General features: G+C 38.3%; 21 protein-coding genes and 1 other annotated feature. Of the genes, 16 read left to right on the forward strand and 5 right to left on the reverse strand.

What is annotated here, in order from left to right:
* The first annotated feature begins 167 nt into the window (after window positions 1–167).
* The 5 genes from FAR12_RS19810 to FAR12_RS19825 are packed head-to-tail and all read left to right on the forward strand — an operon-like array spanning window position 168 to window position 4185.
* Complete coding sequence (locus FAR12_RS19810; protein ID WP_246010458.1) at window positions 168–1058, forward strand: GerAB/ArcD/ProY family transporter; 891 nt, start codon at window positions 168–170, stop codon at window positions 1056–1058.
* 18 nt (window positions 1059–1076) lie between these two features.
* The gene (locus tag FAR12_RS23880) at window positions 1077–1277 is read left to right on the forward strand and encodes a hypothetical protein (protein WP_246010459.1); all 201 of its coding nucleotides are present in this window, start codon (window positions 1077–1079) and stop codon (window positions 1275–1277) included.
* A complete protein-coding gene (locus FAR12_RS19815; protein ID WP_126410504.1) occupies window positions 1270–2775 on the forward strand; it encodes a spore germination protein in 1506 nt (501 codons plus the stop codon). The genes FAR12_RS23880 and FAR12_RS19815 overlap by 8 nt, the downstream gene beginning before the upstream one ends.
* Before the next feature lie 40 nt (window positions 2776–2815).
* Complete coding sequence (locus FAR12_RS19820) at window positions 2816–3979, forward strand: Ger(x)C family spore germination protein (protein ID WP_170972261.1); 1164 nt, start codon at window positions 2816–2818, stop codon at window positions 3977–3979.
* Between the two features lie 23 nt (window positions 3980–4002).
* Entirely contained in the window at window positions 4003–4185 is a 183-nt protein-coding gene (locus tag FAR12_RS19825) for a hypothetical protein (RefSeq protein WP_170972262.1), read from the forward strand.
* A 50-nt stretch (window positions 4186–4235) separates the two neighbouring features.
* Here FAR12_RS19825 and FAR12_RS19830 read toward each other — a convergent pair whose 3' ends face one another.
* Complete coding sequence (locus FAR12_RS19830; protein WP_126410507.1) at window positions 4236–4496, reverse strand: DUF3006 family protein; 261 nt, start codon at window positions 4494–4496, stop codon at window positions 4236–4238.
* A gap of 1 nt (window position 4497) precedes the next feature.
* Window positions 4498–5631, reverse strand: a complete 1134-nt coding sequence (locus FAR12_RS19835; protein ID WP_126410508.1) for an MBL fold metallo-hydrolase — start codon at window positions 5629–5631, stop codon at window positions 4498–4500.
* Window positions 5632–5761: 130 nt separating this feature from the next.
* On the opposite strand from FAR12_RS19835, the gene FAR12_RS19840 reads away from it, so the two are divergent.
* The 7 genes from FAR12_RS19840 to FAR12_RS19870 all read left to right on the forward strand — a co-directional run bounded on the left by FAR12_RS19840 (window position 5762) and on the right by FAR12_RS19870 (window position 13675).
* Complete coding sequence (locus FAR12_RS19840) at window positions 5762–6520, forward strand: NRDE family protein (RefSeq protein WP_126410509.1); 759 nt, start codon at window positions 5762–5764, stop codon at window positions 6518–6520.
* Between the two features lie 105 nt (window positions 6521–6625).
* Window positions 6626–8500, forward strand: coding sequence for a molecular chaperone HtpG (gene htpG, locus FAR12_RS19845; protein WP_126410510.1), 1875 nt, complete (start codon window positions 6626–6628; stop codon window positions 8498–8500).
* Between the two features lie 105 nt (window positions 8501–8605).
* Entirely contained in the window at window positions 8606–10063 is a 1458-nt protein-coding gene (locus FAR12_RS19850; protein ID WP_126410511.1) for a TerD family protein, read from the forward strand.
* Between the two features lie 122 nt (window positions 10064–10185).
* Complete coding sequence (locus FAR12_RS19855) at window positions 10186–10578, forward strand: acyl-CoA thioesterase (RefSeq protein WP_126410512.1); 393 nt, start codon at window positions 10186–10188, stop codon at window positions 10576–10578.
* A gap of 213 nt (window positions 10579–10791) precedes the next feature.
* Complete coding sequence (locus FAR12_RS19860) at window positions 10792–12276, forward strand: alanine/glycine:cation symporter family protein (protein WP_126410513.1); 1485 nt, start codon at window positions 10792–10794, stop codon at window positions 12274–12276.
* Between the two features lie 112 nt (window positions 12277–12388).
* On the forward strand, window positions 12389–12658 hold the full coding sequence (locus FAR12_RS19865; RefSeq protein WP_425456206.1) for a DUF3219 family protein: 270 nt from the start codon (window positions 12389–12391) through the stop codon (window positions 12656–12658).
* Window positions 12659–12676: 18 nt separating this feature from the next.
* Window positions 12677–13675: an LLM class flavin-dependent oxidoreductase gene (locus FAR12_RS19870; RefSeq protein ID WP_126410515.1), complete on the forward strand. Its 999-nt coding sequence runs from the start codon at window positions 12677–12679 to the stop codon at window positions 13673–13675.
* A gap of 258 nt (window positions 13676–13933) precedes the next feature.
* Here FAR12_RS19870 and FAR12_RS19875 read toward each other — a convergent pair whose 3' ends face one another.
* A complete protein-coding gene (locus FAR12_RS19875) occupies window positions 13934–14074 on the reverse strand; it encodes an FbpB family small basic protein (protein ID WP_126410516.1) in 141 nt (46 codons plus the stop codon).
* Between the two features lie 93 nt (window positions 14075–14167).
* Complete coding sequence (locus FAR12_RS19880; RefSeq protein ID WP_246010461.1) at window positions 14168–15052, reverse strand: SDR family oxidoreductase; 885 nt, start codon at window positions 15050–15052, stop codon at window positions 14168–14170.
* A 169-nt stretch (window positions 15053–15221) separates the two neighbouring features.
* Between FAR12_RS19880 and FAR12_RS23575 the strand changes: the two genes are divergently transcribed.
* Together FAR12_RS23575 and FAR12_RS19885 are read left to right on the forward strand one after the other, a co-directional pair.
* Window positions 15222–15395 (forward strand): hypothetical protein, encoded by a 174-nt coding sequence (locus FAR12_RS23575; protein ID WP_170972263.1) that lies wholly within the window; start codon window positions 15222–15224, stop codon window positions 15393–15395.
* Window positions 15396–15555: 160 nt separating this feature from the next.
* Window positions 15556–17535, forward strand: coding sequence for an acetoacetate--CoA ligase (locus tag FAR12_RS19885; RefSeq protein WP_126410518.1), 1980 nt, complete (start codon window positions 15556–15558; stop codon window positions 17533–17535).
* 42 nt (window positions 17536–17577) lie between these two features.
* Here FAR12_RS19885 and FAR12_RS19890 read toward each other — a convergent pair whose 3' ends face one another.
* Window positions 17578–19119 (reverse strand): 2-isopropylmalate synthase, encoded by a 1542-nt coding sequence (locus tag FAR12_RS19890; RefSeq protein ID WP_126410519.1) that lies wholly within the window; start codon window positions 19117–19119, stop codon window positions 17578–17580.
* 58 nt (window positions 19120–19177) lie between these two features.
* Window positions 19178–19415 (reverse strand) — a binding site (T-box leader).
* A 440-nt stretch (window positions 19416–19855) separates the two neighbouring features.
* Here FAR12_RS19890 and FAR12_RS19895 point away from each other — a divergent pair.
* Window positions 19856–21382 carry a class I adenylate-forming enzyme family protein gene (locus FAR12_RS19895; protein ID WP_126410520.1) on the forward strand — a complete coding sequence of 509 codons (1527 nt, stop codon included), beginning with the start codon at window positions 19856–19858 and terminating at the stop codon, window positions 21380–21382.
* 118 nt (window positions 21383–21500) lie between these two features.
* Complete coding sequence (locus tag FAR12_RS19900; protein ID WP_126410521.1) at window positions 21501–21695, forward strand: IDEAL domain-containing protein; 195 nt, start codon at window positions 21501–21503, stop codon at window positions 21693–21695.
* Window positions 21696–21741 lie beyond the last annotated feature (46 nt).

Below are 21741 nucleotides of genomic sequence, written 5' to 3' on the forward strand. Positions count from 1 at the left end.
TATGTGGTTTCCTGCCTTTTTCTAATGGTACTCCAATGAGTGTCTCTCAATACCTCTTCTTCCGCTAACATTTTTCCTTATTCAATTTACAAGCCAGCCTTTGATTAATTCTGAAGATTAATGCGGATAACTAATATTAAAGAATATGAAGTAGCTGAGGTGTCACCATGGAAAAGATCAGCATTACGAAGATTCAAGCCTTAATGCTAGGGATTACGAGTATTACAGTAACTGGCCATCTCTTATTTATTCCTGTCATCATTGTCCATGCAGGACGTGACAGTTGGATATCACTTTTATTAGCCACAATTCCAGCTATGCTAATTGGTTTTACAGTAGCATTACTGTCTCAACGTTACCAAGGATATTCGATGGTTGAATACAGTCAAATAATTTTAGGGAAATGGTTTGGAAAATTGGTTGTCTTTATTTTTCTATTTTATTTCTTTCATGAAGCGACGATCTCGATTAGAGGGTTAGGAGAGTTCTACACTTCAGCTGTTACGCCTCGAACACCAATCATGGTTTTCTTAATTGCAATGTTAGTGCTAGCAGGATATGCCGTGCGTTGTGGACTTGAAGTCATTGCAAGAACGAATCAAGTTATCCTTGTTACTTTGATTCCAATAGGGATTTTAGCATCTGCGCTTACCCATAAAGATAAGGATTATCGAAACTTTCTCCCAATATTAGAGGACTCTTTTGGCCCTGTATGGGATGGGACACTACCAATCATTTCATTATACAGCTCTATATTTGTCTTAAGTATGATATTTCCATTTGTTAATGATACGAAACAACTAAAAAGGTATTCCATAATAACTATGATTATCCTGATTATGATGTTTGTTGGACCAGTGACAGGAGTTGTTGCCATTTATGGAGCAGAAAGAGCACAAGGCCTTTACTTTCCAACCTTTCTCACTTTAAGAGATATTGAAATTGGAGCCTTACAAAGGTTGGATATTTTGGGGATTCTACTTTGGTCATTAGGCTCTTTCTCGAAAGTTACCTTATTTCTCTATGCTATAGTCCTCGCTATCGCACAATTATTTTAGTTGGAGGATCATAAGGTTTTGGTCGTACCAATGGGAGCGCTGATCGCTATTGTTTCCATCCTTAATAGTGAAGATTTGATCGGGATATTTCGCTTTTTAAAAAACTACTATCCTCTTTACGTTACATTTGTATGCTTAATTCTACCACTTGTCTTGTTAATGATCAGCCAGATTAAAAAGACTCGTGAAAAGGTAAAAGGAAGGAATCCGAATGTTTAAATTGAGGAATAAAACAAAGCAGCCTTTTTCCCAAAACACTAAAAATTTGGAAGAACAACAGACCATCTTAAGTGAATTGGACGAAAATATAAAGAAATATAAAGAGATATTCGGGGATAAATCTGATTTCTCTGTTAGATATATACAGGGAGATAGCTTCAAACTTGCTATTGTTTATATAGCAAGCTTGGTTGAAAAAGACATCCTTGATCAACATGTTATTAAACCATTAAATAATCAATTACAACAATCAACAGATACTATCGATAAGATTATTTTATCAACTAATAAGATTAAAGATTTGACTAACCAAGAAGATGTAATTAAACACTTGTTACAAGGTCATTCGGTTATTCTGTACGATGGAAAAACAATGGCTTATGCTGCCGATACGGAAGGTGGGGAAAGAAGACCTGTCTCAGAATCCACAACAGAGACAATCGTTCGAGGACCTCGAGAATCTTTTAATGAATCAATTATGACCAATATTGGATTAATAAGAAAGAGGATCAAGACACCTAAACTGAAAGTCAATAAGAAAACGATTGGGAAAGAGAGTAATACATCGATTGCCGTTCTTTCAATTGATGGGATTGCTAAGACTGAAATCGTCGAAGAAGTGATCACACGCATTGATAAGATTAAGATTGATGGTATTTTAGAGTCGCTCTATATTGAAGAGTTGATTGAAGATCCTAAAAGATATACGCCTTTTCCAACCGTTTTTAACTCCGAAAGGCCGGATAGAATAGCGGCAGGTTTACTAGAGGGTAGGATCGCAATTCTCGTTGATGGAACGCCAGTGGCTTTGCTTGTACCTGCTACAATGGGCCTTTTTCTAACATCTAATGAAGACTATTATCAGCGTTATGATATATCGAGCCTTATGAAATTATTAAGAGGTTTTTGCTTTTTGCTTTCGATCGTTTTGCCTGGGTTATATGTGGGTTTGCTTACATACCACCAAGAAATGATACCTACTCCGTTATTAGTTGCCGTTACTGGACAGCGAGAAGGAGTCCCTTTTGGAATTGCGATTGAAATTGCAATCATGGAGCTTACTTTTGAAATCTTACGTGAAGCAGGTATTAGATTGCCGAAAACAGTTGGTGCTGCAGTCTCAATTGTCGGTGGTTTAGTATTGGGTCAAGCGGCAGTTGAAGCGGGACTTGTAGGACAAGCGACTGTTATCGCTGTAGCACTTACAGCCATATGCTCTTTTACAGCACCTTCTTATAATATAGCTATCACTGCGAGAATGATAAGATTTATCTTATTACTATTGTCGGCTGTATTAGGAGCATTTGGTTTGATTTTCGGATTACTATTTTTACTCGTCCATTTAAATTCAATTCGCTCATTCAGTGTCCCTTACATGTCTCCTTTAGTTCCTTTTCACAAGGAAGACTGGAAAGATCTGTTTATTCGTGTTCCTTGGAGGTATATGAAACAAAGACCAGATGAAATTACGAACGATAACCAAAATAGGAAACGGTAAGATCGAGCACATCATCATATTAACAGGGGTAATGACTAACATGAGAATTACGAAATGCTGTTTGATTATGTTTTTTCTCTTTTTATTGAGTGGGTGTTGGGATAAAAAGGAATTAAATGAAGTAGCTGTGGTGATGGGAGTAGGAATTGATAAAGTGGATAAAGAATATAAAATCACAGCCCAAGTGATTAAACCGCCAACAGGAGAACAAGCCGGTGGCGGTGGTTCGGAATTACCTACTTGGAGTGTATCTGCGACTGGGAGAACGGTTTTGGGTGCTATTAGAAACCTAAATGAATTATCTCCACGCCGTTTATATTTTGCCCACTTACAAGTCATTATCTTTGGTGATGAACTAGCCAGAGAAGGGATAGCGCCAGCGATTGCGTGGTTTGAGCGAGATAGAGATAGCCGAGCGGGCGCTTTACTAGTTGTAACGAAAGGAACAGCTGAAGACTTATTGAATCAAAAAATAGAGCTAGGGAATGTTTCTTCAAAATCAATGTCAGAACTTATTGAAAGATCAACAATCAGACAAATCAGTGCAATGGAAATTAAGTTAAGAGATTTGATGACCATACTCTCTACCCCAGGAATAGAACCAGTGTTGGATGTGATTAATCCCAAAGAAATTAGAGGGAAAGTAGAAACATTTGAGTTAGATGGTGTTGCAATTTTTAATAAAGATAAATTGAAAGGCTATGTTTATGGCTCGGATGCGACGGGGACAGAAATCATTAATAGTAAATTGAACTTTTCAATCATCGAAGGCAAGTGTCCAAAACAGGAAGAAGAGTATTTTGCGTTTCAAATTACTGATTTCTTAAGTAAGGTAAAACCCGAATTGAAGGGGGAGCGAATTACCCTTAAGGTCAATGTAACGCTAGAGGGGAATTTGCTTGACCAGACATGTCCATTGGATTTACTTAAAACCGAGTATTTACATGCAGTAGAGAAGGAAATTGCAATGAATATAAAAAATTCAGTGGAAAATGAATTTCAGGTAGCAAAAAATTTAGGTTCAGATATTTATGGAGTGGGAAGAGAGGTCAGAAGATTTTATCCTGAATATTGGAAGGAAATTCGTGGTTCATCTGACTATTTAAATCGTGTGGATTTTGATATTAAAGTGAAATCCAATTTGAGAAGAAGTGGGTTAATTATTGACCCTACAGAAGTAAAAGTGAAAGAAGAGACCGACTAATGAGCACATTCTTATTGATCCTTTTGTTTATAGCCATATCCTTTTTAGATTACAAAGATATGTTGAAGACAAAAAAGGTGAAGGTCATCGTGATTTACACGGGGATTTTAGGTATAGCTTTTATTCTTTCTGAATTACACTTACTTGAGAAAAAGCTTATTGGGCTAAACCAGATTGTTGCCTACATCATGCGAATATTTGTGTGAAAAATTTGAACGCAACTTACCTGGAAGGGTAAGTTGCGTTTTGTAGTCTCTTAATTTTTTCTATATTTACTCCTTTTGTTTTTGCTACGAATCTTGGCCAATAAATCTTCCGTTGTTCGTTGTTTTGATTCAGTAGTAGAAGCATCTAATTTCATCTCGACGATTTCATCCTGGTTAATCGTAACCTCGAACCAAGTACCAGGTACCGCTCCAGCGGGCAATTGTTCAATCGGTTTGATGAATTGTTCCTTAGTTTCTTCTATTATTATGACAGCAACATCTTCTTCGATTCGATCGAAATAAGCCTTCACTTTATTCGCCTCCTACACAAGCTAGACCTTCTTCCTTGATATCTTCTATTCTTGCTTCGCCAATTCCTTTTATTCTAGAAAGTTCTTCAATAGAATTGTAAGGTCTAAGCTCAATTAAATCCTCTGCACGGTCTGCTCCGATATGAACAATTTTTTCAATTTCTTCAGCTGTCGCTGTATTGATATTGATGCAACTCGCATTGGTCACAGGTGTTTCCTCTGTTCCTATCGTACTTTGAATATCTTCGGAAGATTGGATTGTTCCATTTTTTTCGGTTTCAATCGTGTAGGCCTTGCCATCTGTCGTCACAATAACCGTGCCATCAACATCCGTTCCGTAAAGCTCTATACCCGATTTTTGCACGAGTGAGACCACTTCTTCATGTGGATGGCCATATGAATTATCTTTCCCCGCACTATAAATCGCTACTGCGGGTTTTACTGCTTGTAGAAAACTTTCACTCGTTGATGTAGAAGAACCGTGATGGCCCAAATGTAAGAAATCAGCTCTCAAGTTTGCGCCACTTTCTATCATCTCAATTTCGTTCCTTTTCTCGGCATCGCCTGTAAAAACAAAGCTAATATCTCGATATGTTAGCTTAAGGGAAACAGATTCCTCATTGGCTTTGCCACTAATTTGCTTTGGATACAACACATCTATATGAAGTGGTCCAAGGTCGAATTGGTCGCCCATTCGTGGCTCTTCATAGCCCACATCTTTTTCATCAATGGCTTCTAATAACCGATGAAACGTGTCAGAGTTGCTCGTATTTCCGGAAAGCCACACTTCATCGACATCAAACCCCTTAATCACTCGATCGAGCTGTCCGATATGGTCCGCATCAGGATGAGTACCGATGGCAACGTTTATTTTATCAATCCCATTTGCCTGAAGATATTCAACAACTTCATCTCCAGTAAAGTCTCCTGCATCGATAAGAAGCGTGTACTCTTGTCCATTATCGGTCACTTGAAAAAGGGTAGAGTCTCCTTGGCCTACATCGATGTAATGCACTTTGAGAGAGTCTCCATTATCTAAATTCAGAGTATCAGTCTGTTTAGTTGATGTAGCCAGTTGGGAATTACAGCCAGCTAAGAAAAAAACTGTTACAATACATATAAATAATCTTTTCAATGAAATCCTCCTATAGATCACCTTGTTAGCTATATACAAGTATCTTTACTTGCTTTATCTATTCTATCATAAGGTTTTGTAGGTATTAGGTGGTGTTTTTACAAAGAATCGATCCTGGAGGTCAGTGGCTATGTGTTTAATTTTGTTTGCCTATCGAAAACATCCTATTTATAAATTAATCGTGGCAGCCAATCGCGATGAAACGTACAAGCGCCCAACTGCTTCGGCTCAATTTTGGCAGGATAATCCCGAAATCCTTGCAGGTAGAGACTTAGAAAAAATGGGCACGTGGATGGGAATCACAAAGGGAGGCAGATTTTCTGCACTAACAAATTATCGGGATCCGAATGAGACAACAGCTGGAAAAAGAACAAGGGGAGAGCTTGTTTCGAATGCGCTAAGTTTTCCAGGTGAGATAAGCGATTATATGGAGGCCCTCACCATGAACGATTCTATCTATCCAGGGTATAATTTGCTAGCTGGTAATGCTGAGGAGCTATATTATTATTCGAATGTTGGTAAAGCGTTACTAAAACTTGAGCCTGGTGTTTATGGTTTAAGTAACCATTTGTTAGGCACCGATTGGCCAAAGGTTCAACGTGGGAAAGAAGGTTTAGAAAAACTTCTCTTATTAGGTCAGAACGATCTTATAAATGAACTTTTTCAACTTTTATCTAATGAAGAACAAGCCCCTGATGAATTTCTTCCAGATACAGGCGTTCCGTTAGAAATCGAGCGCATGCTGTCTCCTTTATTTATTAAAAGTGAAGAATATGGGACTAGATGTTCTACAGTTCTATTAATTTCTAATAATGAAATAAAGTTTGTGGAGCGAGAGTACTTTAGTGATGGAAGGATCAATACACAAACTTTTTTACTCCCTTCGTAATTGACACTTCAAAAATAATATGATATTTAAATTATGGGTATTAGCACTCAGGATTCAAGAGTGCTAATCAGATATCAATAAACCGATTTGGAAAGGAAGAGGATTATGGAGAAAAAACAATTTCAAGCCGAATCAAAACGGTTATTAGACATGATGATTCATTCGATTTACACTCAAAAGGAAGTGTTTTTAAGAGAGTTAATTTCGAATGCGAGCGATGCGATTGATAAGATTTATTACAAAGCTTTAACCGACGACAGTCTAAGCTTTAACCAGGATGATTATTACATAAAGGTAGTAGCGGATAAGGAAAAGCGATTGTTAAAAATCATCGATACTGGTATCGGAATGACGAAGGAGGACCTTGAGAATAACCTTGGTGTTATTGCGAAAAGTGGCTCTTTAGCGTTTAAAGCAGAAAATGAAATTAAAGATGGACATGATATTATTGGTCAATTTGGAGTTGGATTTTATGCGGCCTTTATGGTGGCAGATGTCGTGACCGTTATTAGTAAAGCTTTAGGTAGCGACGAAGCCTATAAATGGGAATCAGAAGGGGCAGAGGGCTACACGATTGAACCAACTACTAAAAACGAAGTCGGTACGGAAATTATTTTAAAAATAAAGGAAAACACTGAAGAAGAATCTTATGAGGACTACCTCGAAGAATATCGCTTGAAATCAATCATCAAGAAGTACTCAGATTTTATCCGCTATCCTATAAAAATGGAAGTAACAAAAAATAGGAAAAAAGAAGGCAGCGAAGATGAGTATGAGGACTATGTTGAAGAAGAGACGATTAACAGCATGGTTCCGATTTGGAGAAAAAATAAAAGCGAATTAACTGAAGAGGATTATGAGAGTTTTTATAACGAAAAACGCTATGGTTTTGACAAGCCATTGAAGCATATCCATATTAGTGTTGATGGAACAATTCGCTATAATTCGATTCTGTATATTCCTGAAAACATTCCATTTGATTATTACTCCAAGGAATATGAAAAAGGCTTAGAGCTTTATTCAAGTGGTGTCCTAATCATGAACAAGTGTGCTGATTTACTGCCTGATTATTTTGGCTTTGTAAAAGGGATGGTAGACTCAGAGGATCTTTCCCTCAACATTTCTAGAGAAATGCTGCAGCATGATCGTCAATTGAAGCTCATTGCGAAAAATATTACAAAAAAAATTAAGAGTGAACTACAAAGTCTCTTAAAAAATGAACGAGAAAAATATGAGACATTCTATAATTCTTTCGGTAGACAACTGAAATTTGGTGTCTACAGTGATTTCGGAATGAACAAAGAAACTCTTCAGGATTTACTCATGTTCTACTCTTCGAAGGAAAAGAAATTGGTTACACTTGATGAATATATTTCAAGAATGCCAGAGGATCAAAAATATATTTACTATGCGACTGGTGAATCAATCGAGCGTATCGAAAAGTTACCACAAACCGAGCTTGTAGCTGATAAAGGCTATGAAATTCTTTACTTTACTGAGGATATCGATGAATTCGCGATTAAGATGCTTGTGAATTATAAAGAGAAGGAATTTAAGTCTGTTTCTAGTGGGGATCTCGGGATTGAAGAGAATGAGAAGGATACAGATGTTAAAGATGAAGAGAATAAAGAACTATTTGCAGAAATGAAAACTATTTTAGCAGACAAGGTCAAGGATGTCCGCGTGTCAAAACGCTTGAAATCACACCCAGTTTGCTTAACTGCAGATGGGGAAGTAACGATTGAAATGGAAAAGATTCTTAATGCAATGCCAGATAATCAAAATGTGAAAGCAGATAAAGTGCTTGAAATTAATCCGAACCATGAGGTATTCGAGTCACTCAAGAAAGCCTTCGAAAACGATAAGGAAAAATTAAGTCTATATACAAATCTTTTATACAACCAAGCTCTTCTGATTGAAGGCTTACCAATCCATGATCCAGTAGAATTTACAAACGATATTTGTAAAGTAATGGTTTAAACCCGAAAAACAGTCTCTCACACTCGAGAGACTGTTTTTTGATCGATTGAAAACGGAAAGTGTGTTATAAAAGAAGTAAGAAATAATTCGTGTGGAGGGAATCGGATGGCAGTTGTATTGACAAAGGGACAAAAGGTTGATTTAACGAAAAACACTCCGAATTTACATACCATTTTAGTAGGATTAGGCTGGGACATCAATCACGTGGGTGGACCAAGCTATGATTTAGATGCTTCTGTCTTTTTGCTTGATGATGCTGGAAAAGTCAAAAGTGAACAAGATTTTATTTTCTATAATAATCCTGTTGGCGGAAATCAGTCTGTATTTTACAGTGGAGACAATCGAACTGGAGCCGGAGCTTCTGATGATGAACAAATAAGAATTGTACTTCCATCTATTCCACAGCATATCAAGCGAATTGCTTTTACGATTACAATTCATGATGCTGGGGTGAAAGGGCAAAGCTTTAGCCAAATTTCAAATGCGTACGTGCGCATTGTCAATGAACAAAATCAATCCGAATTGCTTCGCTTTAATCTTCAGCAGTTTTCGGTAGAAACAGCGATTGTTGCTGCTGAGCTGTATCGCTATCAAAATGAATGGAAATTTAATGCGATTGGTAGTGGTTTCCAAGGCGGACTAGCAGCTCTTTGTCGCAATTTTGGTTTAGAAGTAGAAGTAGAAGAGAATGCTTCGAGTGGATTCAATCAAGCTCCGTCCTATCAAAATCATTCGTATGGCATGCCACAAAGTAATAACCGAAATAATGAACCATACAATCATACTGCAACCTTCGGAAATCAAAACACGTACAATCAGCCACCAACGAGTTCTTTTAATCAACCATATCGGGAAGAACCTGTAAGACATCTATCGAGTACACAACAAACCTTTGGAGCTGGCGCTTCTAGAACATATGGGTCTGCGCGTGGTGATATGGAATGCCCTCGTTGTCATTCAGATTATATTACATCTGGTAAAAAAGGGTTTGGGATTGGAAAGGCTGCGATTGGCGGACTCGTTTTAGGACCCGTAGGATTACTTGGTGGTTTTCTTGGGGCGAATAAAATGGAGTTTCGCTGTAACTCGTGTCAGTACAAATGGTCATTGGATCAGACTGATTTCAATCGGATGTTCCAACAGCAAAAAGAAAACGCAAGAAAATTACTCCAAAAATATAACAATAATAACTCGGTGCTCGATGCACTTATGGCTTCGTGTGCCTTAGTCGCTATGGCAGATGGGCATTTGGATCAAAGAGAACAGCAGAAGGTGTATGATTTCATTCACCAAAGCGATGAGCTTCGTTCCTTTAATACACAGCAAGTGATTGCTAGGTTTGATCATTTTGTCAGAGGTTTGCAACTTGACCCCATTGTGGGACGTGGAGAAGCTTTGCGTGCGGTTGGAAAAGTTCGTGACCAATATGACCTAGCTCGATTAGTCGTTCGTTACGGAATTGCGATCGGATTCGCTGACGGACAATTTGCTCGTTCTGAACAAGATACGATCCGAGATATTTGTCATGAATTACGTCTAAATCCGGGAGAATTTTTATCATAAAATGAAAAAATGCCTTTTACTGAGTAGAAGGCATTTTTTTATATGAATGTTTAATTAACTAAAAATAATGAATATTAATTTAATTTATTATATAATTTTTTTACGAGAAAGGAGAGAACAGCATGATCACGAATTATGAGTTAAGAGTGAAAGAAGAGGATATCGATCGGCTAGGGCATGTCAACTATAACAAGTATATTTCTTTTTCAGAACATGCGATGAGTGACTGGTACAAAAAAGCTGGAAGCGATTGGCGAGAGATGGCTGAACGAAAATTTGGCACGGTTGTTGTGAATCTTAATGTCTCTTACATAAAGGAAGCGAGATTAGGTGAAGTACTTAAAATCGTAACGATTCCAACAGAATTAGGAACAAAGAGTTTCGTTTTTAAACAAGAGATCTATAACGAACAGGAAGAGAAGATTACGGAAATTACGAAGAAATTTGTCATGTTTGATCTTTCTACCAGAAAAGGGATAGTCGTATTAGATGAAATTGCTAGACACTTCCAATAAACTCCATCCTGGGATATGAAATGTAAACTCTTAAAAAATTAAAATTATTGGGTTCAAAAAGTAATGTTTAAGTAGAGTTGTATTAAGAAAGTAAACGATTTCGTGCAAACGCTTAATTTTTCAAAAAATTTAAAATTCGTTCAAAAAAGAGTTTCTAATTTAATAAGTCTAATTTATAATAAAAAAGACTATTTTTGAAAATTGGGGGTATAGATGGAAGATTTTGTAGGTTGGCTCAATGGGATTATTTGGAGTCCCGCACTAGTTTATTTGTGTTTAGGTATTGGAATTGTATTCTCTATTGTCACAAAATTCCTACAAGTTAGACATTTGGGGGATATGGGGAAATTAATTTTTGACAGGAATTCTTCTGAGGCAGGAATATCTTCCTTCCAAGCATTATCTGTTGCCTTAGCAGGACGTGTTGGAACAGGGAATATTGCTGGTGTTGCAACAGCTATCGCATTTGGTGGACCGGGAGCGGTTTTCTGGATGTGGGCAATTGCTTTCTTAGGAGCAAGTTCTGGCTTTATCGAAGCCACCCTTGGACAAGTATATAAGGTAAAGAAGGATGGCCAATTCCGTGGTGGTCCCGCTTATTATATTGAAAAAGGGTTAGGAATTAAGTGGTACGCGATATTATTTGCTTTAGTAACGGTGTTAGCAACTGGAGCTCTTTTACCTGGCGTTCAATCAAATAGCTTGTCTTCATCGGTGGAAAATGCATTTAATGTTAACCCTTGGATTTCAGGAATTATTGTATGTATCGTTTTAGCAATTATCATTTTTGGTGGGATTAAAAGGATTGCCAAATTTGCAGAATATGTTGTTCCATTTATGGCGATCGGCTATGTTCTTGTTGCACTTATCATCGTAATTCTAAATATTTCACAATTACCTGAAGTATTATCTTTAATATTTTCTAGTGCTTTCGCTATGAATTCGGCTTTTGGTGGAATCCTTGGTGCTGCGATTTCATGGGGAGTAAAGCGTGGTGTTTATTCAAACGAAGCTGGTCAGGGGACAGGGCCTCATGCAGCAGCAGCTGCGGAAGTATCTCATCCAGCCAAGCAAGGTTTGGTGCAAGCTTTTTCTGTATACATTGATACACTATTAGTTTGCTCCGCTACAGCATTTATGATTTTAATGACAGGCATGTACAATGTAACACCTGAAGGGCAGGAACCGATTGTTACGACACTAGGTGAGATGGAACCAGGGCCTGGTTATACACAAGCGGCAGTTGAATCAGTATTGCCTGGTTTCGGTGCACCATTTGTCGCGATTGCTTTAATATTCTTCACGTTTACAACAATCATGGCTTACTATTACATGGCAGAAACAAATTTGGCATATATCAATGGGGAAAAGAGACGTATTTGGACAGAGTATCTCTTGAAATTTGTCTTTATCGGTATGACTCTATATGGTAGTGTCAAAACAGCTGGGTTAGCATGGACCCTAGGTGATATCGGGGTTGGAAGTATGGCATGGTTAAATATTATAGCTATCATTCTACTTGCTAAGCCTGCAATAAAGGTATTGAAGGACTACGAAGCACAAAAGAAAGCAGGGAAAGACCCTGTGTTTGATCCTGTTAAACTAGGCATCAAGGGTGCAGACTTTTGGGAAAATGACTATACGTATCCTGGAACAAGCGAGAAAACAACTTCAACAGGGACAACTCTAGAAAAATAAGATTGAGGGCTACCTATTTAGTGGGTGGCCCTTTTTAGGTCGCTTTAATTGTGGATTAAATCAACAAATGCTATGATAGCCAAAAACATATAAAGGTAGATGGAAAGTGGATATTTTTTTAGATGGAAGAAAAATTAAAGCACATACCTATGAAGAACTGAATCAAAATGGTAAACATAAAATCAAAGTACAATTTCATGTCAAAACTGAAGAATATCATGAAGTAACCACATTGTTGTATAAAGGGAGCTTTCAAGTCGAAGTTCCTCAACACAACTTGAATTTTCATGGTGAGATACAGGAGTACTCCACATCAATAACAAATTTATATGAAGAGAATCAAGTAGGGGACTTCTTATTGGTATTAATAGAAGTTAGATAATAGGAGCGTCTATCAACTATGAAATTAAGTATTTTAGATCAAGCACCCATTTCCAAAAATCAAACTCCTCAAGAGGCGTTACAAGCGTCAATGAAACTTGCACAAGCTGCAGAGGAGTTAGGATATACACGCTTTTGGGTAGCAGAACATCATGATTTACCTGGATTAGCTAGCTCCGCACCAGAGGTAATTTTGGGATACATTGGTGCAAACACAAATAAGATTCGTATTGGTTCTGGTGCAGTGCTGTTACCACACTACAAGCCTTATAAAATAGCTGAAGTATACAATATGCTGGCAACCCTGTTTCCTGATCGGATTGATGTTGGGATCGGCCGTGCCCCCGGAGGATCTGCAGAAGCTACGGAAGCATTGAACGACCAGTTTCTACAGCAGGTATGGAATATGCCAAGCCTGGTAGAAGAGTTACTTCATTTTTTACATCGGGATTTTCCTTCAGACCATAAGTTTGCCAAATTGACTGCCGCTCCAGTGCCTGAGGTTCCACCAGTCCCTTGGCTTTTAGGAACGAGTAAGAAAAGTGCTCTGCTTGCTGCAAAAAATGGAATGGCCTATGCCTTTGGTCAGTTCATGAGTGATAATGTAGGATCTGAAATCATCCAAGAGTATCGAAAAAATTTTCAACGAAGGAGTCCTGAACATTCTCCAAGTGTGCTCTTAACTGTTTCAGCCTATTGCGCAGAGACAACCGAGAAAGCGCATGAGATAGCGCTCAGTTCGTTAATTTGGTCAATCTCGAAAGGCAGAGGTGAAGCTTCGGGTGTGCCTTCCATTGAGGAAGCGAAGGATTATCCATTAAGTGAGAAGGAAAAAGAACAACTTGAGATAATGAAACGGAACATGATAATCGGCACTCCTAGTGAGGTAAAGGAGAGGCTCATACAAATGAAAGACCAATATAATGTGGATGAAATTATGATTGTTACAATCACATATTCGCCTGAAGATAAAATCCAGTCTTACAGATTGATTGCTAAAGAAATTCGGGATAAATAAAAAAGAAATGGCTTACAAAAGTAAGTCATTTCTTTTTATAGGCTCTTTTCTCGAACTTTGTTGCCTTTGGAGCAAAAAATCAATAAATTTATCTATGTTTTCAATGATAATTGGTTGTAAGTCAAATGAGAAAAGAGCTTGCAAACTTAGTTCGGATGCACCAAATGGCTATTTCTACGTTAAAATCGGCCGCTGGCCAACGGCAGTAAGATTTTAACAACAATCTTTACGAAAACAGCCTTATTATATCATTGTATATTATCGATTATTGGTTTGAAGACGTTTGTTGTGTTTATCTTCAATCAAACGTTCAATGCGCGCAACTTCTTTTTTATCAGTGAGAATTTCTTGTTTGTTGTTACTGATAAGTGTTTGCATGCGAATGAATTGCTTTCTCATCCTCAAGGCCCCTTCCTACACGAGAAACATGTCGAAATTTATCTAAAATAAATGTATCAAAATTTTCAGAAATAATCAACAAATTTAATTTGATTATGAGGACATGACCCTTCCACCATTAACATGTATGGTTTGACCGGTAACAAACCGAGAATCATCGGATGCAAGAAATACAAATGCTGGAGCAATTTCGAAGGGCTGTCCTTGTCGATCCATTGGATTTCCTGCCTGACTTACAAGATCGGCTGAGAAGCTAGAAGGAATCAACGGTGTCCACATTCTACCAGGTGCAACAGCATTAACACGTATCCCGTCCTTAACGAGATTATTTGCTAATGCACGTGTAAAACCAACGTTTGCTGCCTTTGTCGCAGAATAATCGATTAGTTGTTCATTTCCATAATATGCTACTTCTGAAGCCGTATTTATGATCGAGCTTCCAGCCTTTAAGTATCGAAGAGCAGCCCTTGTTGTGTAAAAATGAGAGTAAATATTGACTTTAAAGGTGTCATCAAATTGTTCATCGCTTATATCAAGGAGACTGTTTTGCTGAAATTGAATACCTACGTGATTACACAAAACATCTAGCTGGCCAAATACTTCTACTGTTTTCTCAACATTGAAAATGCACTGTTCTTTTTTTCTAACGTCACCAGGTAACAAGAGACAGAGTCGCCCAAGTTCTTCAATTCTCGTTTTTGTTCGGTTTGCATCCTCTTCTTCGTCCAAATAGGAAATCGCGATATCGGCTCCTTCTTTTGCAAAAGCGATTGCGACTGCTGCTCCCATACCACTATCTCCGCCAGTGATTAAAGCAACCTTCCCATCCAACTTTCCTGTTCCAATGTAATTGGGATTTTCAATTATTGGCCGCGGAACCATATATTTCTCTTCCCCAGGCTGACGAAATTGACGCTGTTCAGGTACTGTTAAAGGAACTTCTTCATAACGTGTGATTTTCCCATAATTCGGATACATCGGATAGTTAGGTTTCTCCGATTTTTTTGGATTATGATTTGACAAATGCATCCACCTCAAAACCATTTTTTAAATACTTTATGTTAATTCGATGAAAAAGTGCCTACTGTACCGGCTCCAATTGTATGGAAGAGGAATAGGGTGTAGTAATGACTAAGGGGGAGATTAAATGGCTGTTTATGAATATAATCCAGAAGTAAAGTATTTGTTAATTGAGCATTCAGATGAGCGGGTAAGTGTCTTATATAATCACAATCCACGGCCTTTTTCATTGCCACTAATAGCGACTAGACCGCCATATTTTATCCATCCGCGATACGAGCCGTATTATACGAAGATTTAGTAGGAAAGAGAATGCCACCTATGAAAATATTTTGCTGACTAAAACCTAATAAAAAGAAAACAAGAGCGTATTCGTTCTTGTTTTCTTTTTGATATTTTAATAGTTAAATAATTCAGAATCTTATATAATAAAATAGTATTGAGGGAAGGGGGAGAGATGTTTGTCTCAATTGGTGAAAGAGGGAAGTTTATTGTGGGAGCCGTCTGAAAACTTCAAGGAGCAATCGCAAATCGTCGATTACATGAAGTGGCTGAAGGAAAATAGGAATCTTGAATTTGAAGACTACGAATCTTTATGGGCTTGGTCGGTAACTGAAATTGGAGCTTTCTGGGAAACGCTTTGGGAGTATTTCGAAATTCAATCGTCAACCCCTTATTTACGTGTGTTGTCAGATAGAGCCATGCCTGGGGCAAAATGGTTTGAAGGGGCAAGATTGAACTATGTTGAACAAGTATTTCGTAATCGTAAGGGGAATGATACTGCAATAATTTCTCGGTCCGAGTTGCGCCCTTTGCAAACAACCAGTTGGAAGATATTAGAGGAAAAAGTGGCTGCCTTTGCTGCGGGACTTAAAGCAAATGGTATTAAATCAGGGGATCGAGTAGTCGCTTATATACCGAATATCCCAGAGGCAACAATTGCATTTTTAGCTTGTGCAAGTATTGGAGCCGTGTGGTCGAGCTGTTCACCGGATTTTGGAAGTCCGACTGTGATTGCTCGTTTCAAGCAAATTGAACCGAAAATCTTAATCGCAGTTGATGGTTATCGTTACGGTGGGAAGGACTTCGACCGAGTTGAAACTGTGAGTGAAATTCAGAAAGCGATTACATCTCTAGAAAAAACAATTTTGCTACCTTATTTGAATGAGTCACCTGAAATAGAGCAGCTAGAAAATGTTGTATTATGGGAGGATTTTATCAACGTTCATATTGGTGCTTCCTTTTATTTTGAGCAGGTACCGTTTGACCATCCATTATGGGTTTTATATTCTTCTGGGACAACTGGCCTTCCAAAAGCAATTGTACAAGGGCACGGTGGTATTTTACTAGAGCACTTAAAGCAATGTGGCTTGCATATGAATCTACAGGAAGGGGACCGTTTCTTTTGGTTTACGACAACTGGCTGGATGATGTGGAATATCGTTGTTGGCGGACTCCTTAACGGGTCGACCATTCTCTTATTTGATGGAAATCCTGGCTACCCAAGTCTTGATACGCTGTGGAGGTTTGCTGAGGAGACGAAAATGACCGTGTTTGGAACTAGTGCGAGTTTTATCCTCTCATGTATGAACAGTAAAATTGCTCCTGCAAATTTTGATTTGAGTCATTTGCGAGCGATTGGTTCAACTGGTTCCCCACTTCCTCCAGAAGGGTTTGCCTGGGTATACGATCATGTGAAAAGAGATTTATGGCTCGCTTCAGTTAGTGGAGGTACAGACATTTGTTCTGCGTTTGTCGGGGGATCACCGATTTTACCTGTTCGTGCAGGAGAAATTCAGTGTCGAGAGCTTGGTGCGAAGGTAGAGGCGTATGATGAAGCAGGGAAATCTGTTGTTGATGAGGTAGGAGAGTTAGTCTTAACAGAACCGATGCCATCCATGCCGCTCTTTTTCTGGAACGATACGTCAGGAGAACGATATTATAGCAGTTATTTCGATATGTATCCAGGTGTATGGAGGCATGGAGATTGGATTAAAGTCACGTCTACTGGAAGCTGTCAGATTTATGGGCGCTCTGATTCTACGATTAATCGCGGTGGCATCCGTATGGGCACTAGTGAAATTTATAGTGCAGTCGAAGGCGTTGAAGGTGTAAAAGATAGTCTTGTGATTGATTTAAGCAATGAACAAGGCAGTGGGCTTTTGTTATTCATCGTTTTAGAGGAAGGCACTCTTTATAATGAAGGAATCGAAAAAACTATTAAAGAGCGAGTACGTGTGCATTGTTCACCACGGCATGTCCCTGATGAGATAATGATTATAAAAGAGGTGCCACGTACCCTTAATGGCAAGAAGCTAGAGGTACCCATTAAGAAAATTCTCACAGGAGTTCCATTTGAAAAAGCGGTGAATAAAGGCTCTTTAAGCAATCCAGATTCACTTGAAATCTTTTTAGAACTAGCAGGGGAGTTAAGGAATTAACGAATAGAGCCCAAAACTGATTTTCGGTTTTGGGCTCTACTGTTATTTCGTTTCTGCAACTACATATTTTGGATGGATACTTATTAGTCGGTTAATGGCTTCTATATAAGCACTTGCACTTGCAAAAATGATATCTACATGAATCGCTCTACCTTGGAAGAGTGAGTCACCACTCTTGATTTTTACAAAAACCTCACCGATAGAATCCTTTCCTTTTGATATCGATTTGATTTTATAATCAATTAATTCGATATCAATATTTAAACCTTGGTCAATTCCCTTATAGATCGCATCAACTGGCCCATTTCCTTCGCCAATTCCTTCAATAATAGAACCGTCTTTTTGAATGATATGAACGAAAGCGCGGTAGTTTTTGTTCGGTAATACTTGTAAGCTAAGATCTTTAAACGTATATGTCGATTGATGTTCTGCTGCCGATTTCGTCTCTAAAAGTGCAATAATATCCTCATCAAAAATTTCTTTTTTACGGTCTGCTAAATCCTTATATTTGGAAAAGAGATCGGTTAATTCTTCTTGACTAATTGTATAGCCAAGCTCCTCGTAACGTTTCTTTAATGCATTTCTACCGGAAAGCTTTCCGAGTACAAGTTTTGTTTCCATGAATCCTACAGTTTCCGGCTTCAATATTTCATAGGTTGACTTATCTTTAATAACGCCGTCTTGATGGATGCCAGATGCATGTGTGAAGGCATTATTGCCGATCACTGCCTTATTAGGTGGAACACTAATGCCTGTTAAACGGCTGATTAATTTGCTCGTTTTCGCAATTTCCTTCAAGACAATATCTGTTTCTTTTTGATAGTAATCTTTTCGTGTTTCAAGTAATGCTGCAACTTCTTCAAGGGCGACGTTCCCTGCCCGTTCCCCTATCCCATTGACGCAGCCTTCAACCTGCGTCGCTCCAGCTTTAATTGCCGCAATACTATTGCTTGCAGCTAGACCTAGATCATCGTGGCAATGGCAGCTCAAAATGACTTTTTCTACTCCTTTTGTGTTTTCAAGGATGTATTGGAAAAGCTCAGAATATTCTTCTGGCGTTGTATAACCAACAGTATCAGGGAAGTTCAACACAGTTGCACCAGCCTCAATGACTTTTTCCGAGATTTCTCGTAAAAATTCAAGCTCCGATCGTGTTGCGTCCTCACAAGAAAACTCAACATGAGTAAAGTATTGAGACGCGTAGGAAACACATTCTACTGCTTTGTTAATGACTTGCTCCTTCGTCATATTCAATTTTTTTTCACGATGGATAGGGGAGGTTGCAATAAACACGTGTATTCCTGTGTTGTCAATTCCCTTGAAAGCTTCAATGACAGCATCGATATCTCCCTTGTTAGCACGAGCGAGACTTACGACCATCGGTTTTGTGACAGCTTTTGCAACAGCGCGAACTGCAGCTGCATCCCCAGGTGAAGCAGCGGCGAAGCCTGCTTCGATAACATCGATTCCTAACTGTTCTAAACGAAGCGCAATCTCCACTTTTTCTTCTTGATTTAAATTCACGCCTGGCGTTTGTTCACCATCTCTTAATGTCGTATCAAAGAAATACACTCTTTCACTCATGCTTCTAAAACCTCCTAATTAGTATGTAGCAGCAAAAATAAAAATACCTTAACTTCGATTGAGGGACGAGAAAACTCGTGGTACCACCCTCATTTGCTGCTCCTCACGGATTACAGCCTTCGTAAGTTAAGGTATATCTTTAACTACACAGAATAACGATTGTGAATCGTTTCTCCTTACTTAAGTTTCAGAAGAAAGTCTCAAAGGCGAGTCGAAAGAGTTCTTCACCTGTTTGCACCAACCACAGGCTCTCTTGTAGAAGAAGGTTCTTTCTTGCTCCTTATCTCAGACGATTTTATACAATATTAAAAATTCTAAAATTTAAAAAAATAATACTACATAAAAAATATAATTGCAATACCTTAATCGTTTAAAGGGCTAAATTTTATAACAATGTTTAATAAATTAAAGGTGATAGCTGAATCGAAAGGGACAACTTTGGAGATCTGTATGAAGTAGGTGGATTTGTTAAAAGATGTGTGACAAGGGTAGCTATAATAATAAAATTCCACACTAAAAATGAATTGTTTAATAGGTTACTAGGCTGTATAATTATAATAGAAAGAATTTTCTGTAATTAAATCAGAAGGAGGTTTTGAGTTTTCTCAAATTGTAAGTGTATAGGAAATAGTTTTTTTAAAAAATGTAAGCGCTTAACTAGAAACGCAATCGTATTCAAATAAGAATAGAAATGATTTTTCTAACTAGAAAAGAGAATTAAACGAGGAGGGATGTTATGAATCTTTTTCAAAGCTTAGAGAGAAATGCCAGAAGTAAATCAAAAAAGAAAGCGATCATTTTTAATGATAAGGTTTATACGTATAGAGAGTTCAACGAAGAGGTTAATCGAATAGCACATGCCCTAGTAAACTATGGCGTAAAAAAGGGCGATAAGATTGCCATTATGATGAAAAATAGCGATAGTTTTATTTTTGTATTTTATGGGATCTTGAAAGCAGGGGCCGTTGCGGTACCGATCAACTTTCGTTTGACAGCACATGAGGTTCGGTACATTTTGGATGATTCAGATTCCAGAATCGTTTTTGCTGACGAAGAGTATGCAGAAATAGTTGCAAAGGCTGGGGAAGGGAATGAAAAGCTTCAGCTCCAAGTCATTGTTGGAGAAAGAGCAGAAGAACCACAAAAACGTTTAGCTGACTTCAGAAGTTCATTGACGACAAATCCTGAATTAGAAGTTTTGGAATCTGACGATGCTGAAATTCTTTATACGTCGGGGACGACCGGCCTCCCAAAAGGGGTAGTCCTTGATCATCATCGTGTCCTCCATGTAGCATTCATGATGACAATTACTATGAAAATTGGTTCAGAGGACAACCTCCTTCATGTTGCACCCTTATTCCACTCAGCCCAACTGAATTTGTTTTTAGCATCAGGCACCTTTCTTGGTAGCACACAAGTCGTTCAGCAGGATTTTCACCCTGTGGAAACCTTGAAAATGATTGCTACACATAAGATATCCCTCTTTTTTGGTGTACCAACCATGTATAATTTCTTTCTACAAGTTCCAAAAGGAATGTTTGATGTTTCGAGTGTCACTCGTTTAGGATATGGAGCTGCACCGATGCCTATTGCGACTTTACAAAAATCGATGGAGTTGTTTAATTCTGATCAATTCTTTAATCTTTGTGGTCTGACTGAAGGGGGACCGGGTGGTATATTCCTCACACCAGAAGAGCATAAAGTGAAACTCGGTGTAAGCGGTAGAGCAAACCATTTTACTGATGCTAGAATAGTTGATGAAGCTGGCGTCGATGTGAAACCTGGTGAAGTTGGTGAGTTTATCATCAAAGCGGAAACAATTATGAAGGAATATTATAAGAAGCCTGAGGAAACGAGAAAAACACTCAAAGACGGATGGTTGTATACTGGGGATTTAGCTACGATTGATGAGGAAGGGTATATCACCCTCGTGGACCGGAAAAAGGATATGATTATCTCCGGTGGGGAAAATGTCTATTCAACAGAGGTGGAACAGGTTCTCTATAAGCATCCAGATGTATTAGAGGCAGCAGTTATAGGAATTCCACACGAGGTATGGGGCGAAACGGTTGCAGCTATAGTTGTAGCTAAAGAAAATAAGACGATTGAGCACGAAAACTTGTTGCAATTTTGCCGTCAAGAGCTAGCGGGCTATAAAATTCCACGAGTTATTTATGAAATGGAGCAGCTCCCGAGGAATGCATCTGGTAAGGTGCTAAAATACAAGCTGAGGGAGTCTTATCAAGGTACTCCAACGACTTAAATAAAGCGGGAATTTTATTAAAATGTCTATCTATATGTCAAAAAACACCAGGATAAAATAATTGAATTGTTTGATAATTGATGATATAATTTTAAAAAGCATAGGGAGTTGATTTCCAATGAATAAGGATTTGCTTAAGTTACCTGAGCCAACAGTTGCAGAACAGTTATCCGTGTTAGCCGAGCAGATTTTGAATGAGTCTCTACTGGAGTACAGAAAAGAGAAGCTACGGAAGGAAATCGACCAATCCTTACTGGAACGAGACAAAGATGAATTTCTTCGTTTGTCTTCCGAATTGAACTCAATATCTTAAATCATTATTTCGGACTGTCTGGTACTTACCAGCAGTCTTATTTTTT

The sequence above is a fragment of the Bacillus yapensis genome (assembly GCF_005280205.1).
Classification (GTDB): domain Bacteria; phylum Bacillota; class Bacilli; order Bacillales; family Cytobacillaceae; genus Robertmurraya; species Robertmurraya yapensis.

Bases quoted from the DNA above. Each gene is read 5' to 3' on its own strand.
- htpG (WP_126410510.1), top strand. From the start codon at position 6,626: ATGGAGAAAAAACAATTTCAAGCCGAATCAAAACGGTTATTAGACATG.
- FAR12_RS19855 (WP_126410512.1), top strand. From the start codon at position 10,186: ATGATCACGAATTATGAGTTAAGAGTGAAAGAAGAGGATATCGATCGG.
- FAR12_RS19890 (WP_126410519.1), bottom strand. From the start codon at position 19,119: ATGAGTGAAAGAGTGTATTTCTTTGATACGACATTAAGAGATGGTGAA.
- FAR12_RS19810 (WP_246010458.1), top strand. From the start codon at position 168: ATGGAAAAGATCAGCATTACGAAGATTCAAGCCTTAATGCTAGGGATT.
- FAR12_RS23575 (WP_170972263.1), top strand. From the start codon at position 15,222: ATGGCTGTTTATGAATATAATCCAGAAGTAAAGTATTTGTTAATTGAG.
- FAR12_RS19820 (WP_170972261.1), top strand. From the start codon at position 2,816: ATGAGAATTACGAAATGCTGTTTGATTATGTTTTTTCTCTTTTTATTG.
- FAR12_RS19870 (WP_126410515.1), top strand. From the start codon at position 12,677: ATGAAATTAAGTATTTTAGATCAAGCACCCATTTCCAAAAATCAAACT.
- FAR12_RS19850 (WP_126410511.1), top strand. From the start codon at position 8,606: ATGGCAGTTGTATTGACAAAGGGACAAAAGGTTGATTTAACGAAAAAC.
- FAR12_RS19875 (WP_126410516.1), bottom strand. From the start codon at position 14,074: ATGAGAAAGCAATTCATTCGCATGCAAACACTTATCAGTAACAACAAA.
- FAR12_RS19860 (WP_126410513.1), top strand. From the start codon at position 10,792: ATGGAAGATTTTGTAGGTTGGCTCAATGGGATTATTTGGAGTCCCGCA.
- FAR12_RS19900 (WP_126410521.1), top strand. From the start codon at position 21,501: ATGAATAAGGATTTGCTTAAGTTACCTGAGCCAACAGTTGCAGAACAG.
- FAR12_RS19895 (WP_126410520.1), top strand. From the start codon at position 19,856: ATGAATCTTTTTCAAAGCTTAGAGAGAAATGCCAGAAGTAAATCAAAA.
- FAR12_RS19840 (WP_126410509.1), top strand. From the start codon at position 5,762: ATGTGTTTAATTTTGTTTGCCTATCGAAAACATCCTATTTATAAATTA.
- FAR12_RS19880 (WP_246010461.1), bottom strand. From the start codon at position 15,052: ATGTATCCGAATTATGGGAAAATCACACGTTATGAAGAAGTTCCTTTA.
- FAR12_RS19815 (WP_126410504.1), top strand. From the start codon at position 1,270: ATGTTTAAATTGAGGAATAAAACAAAGCAGCCTTTTTCCCAAAACACT.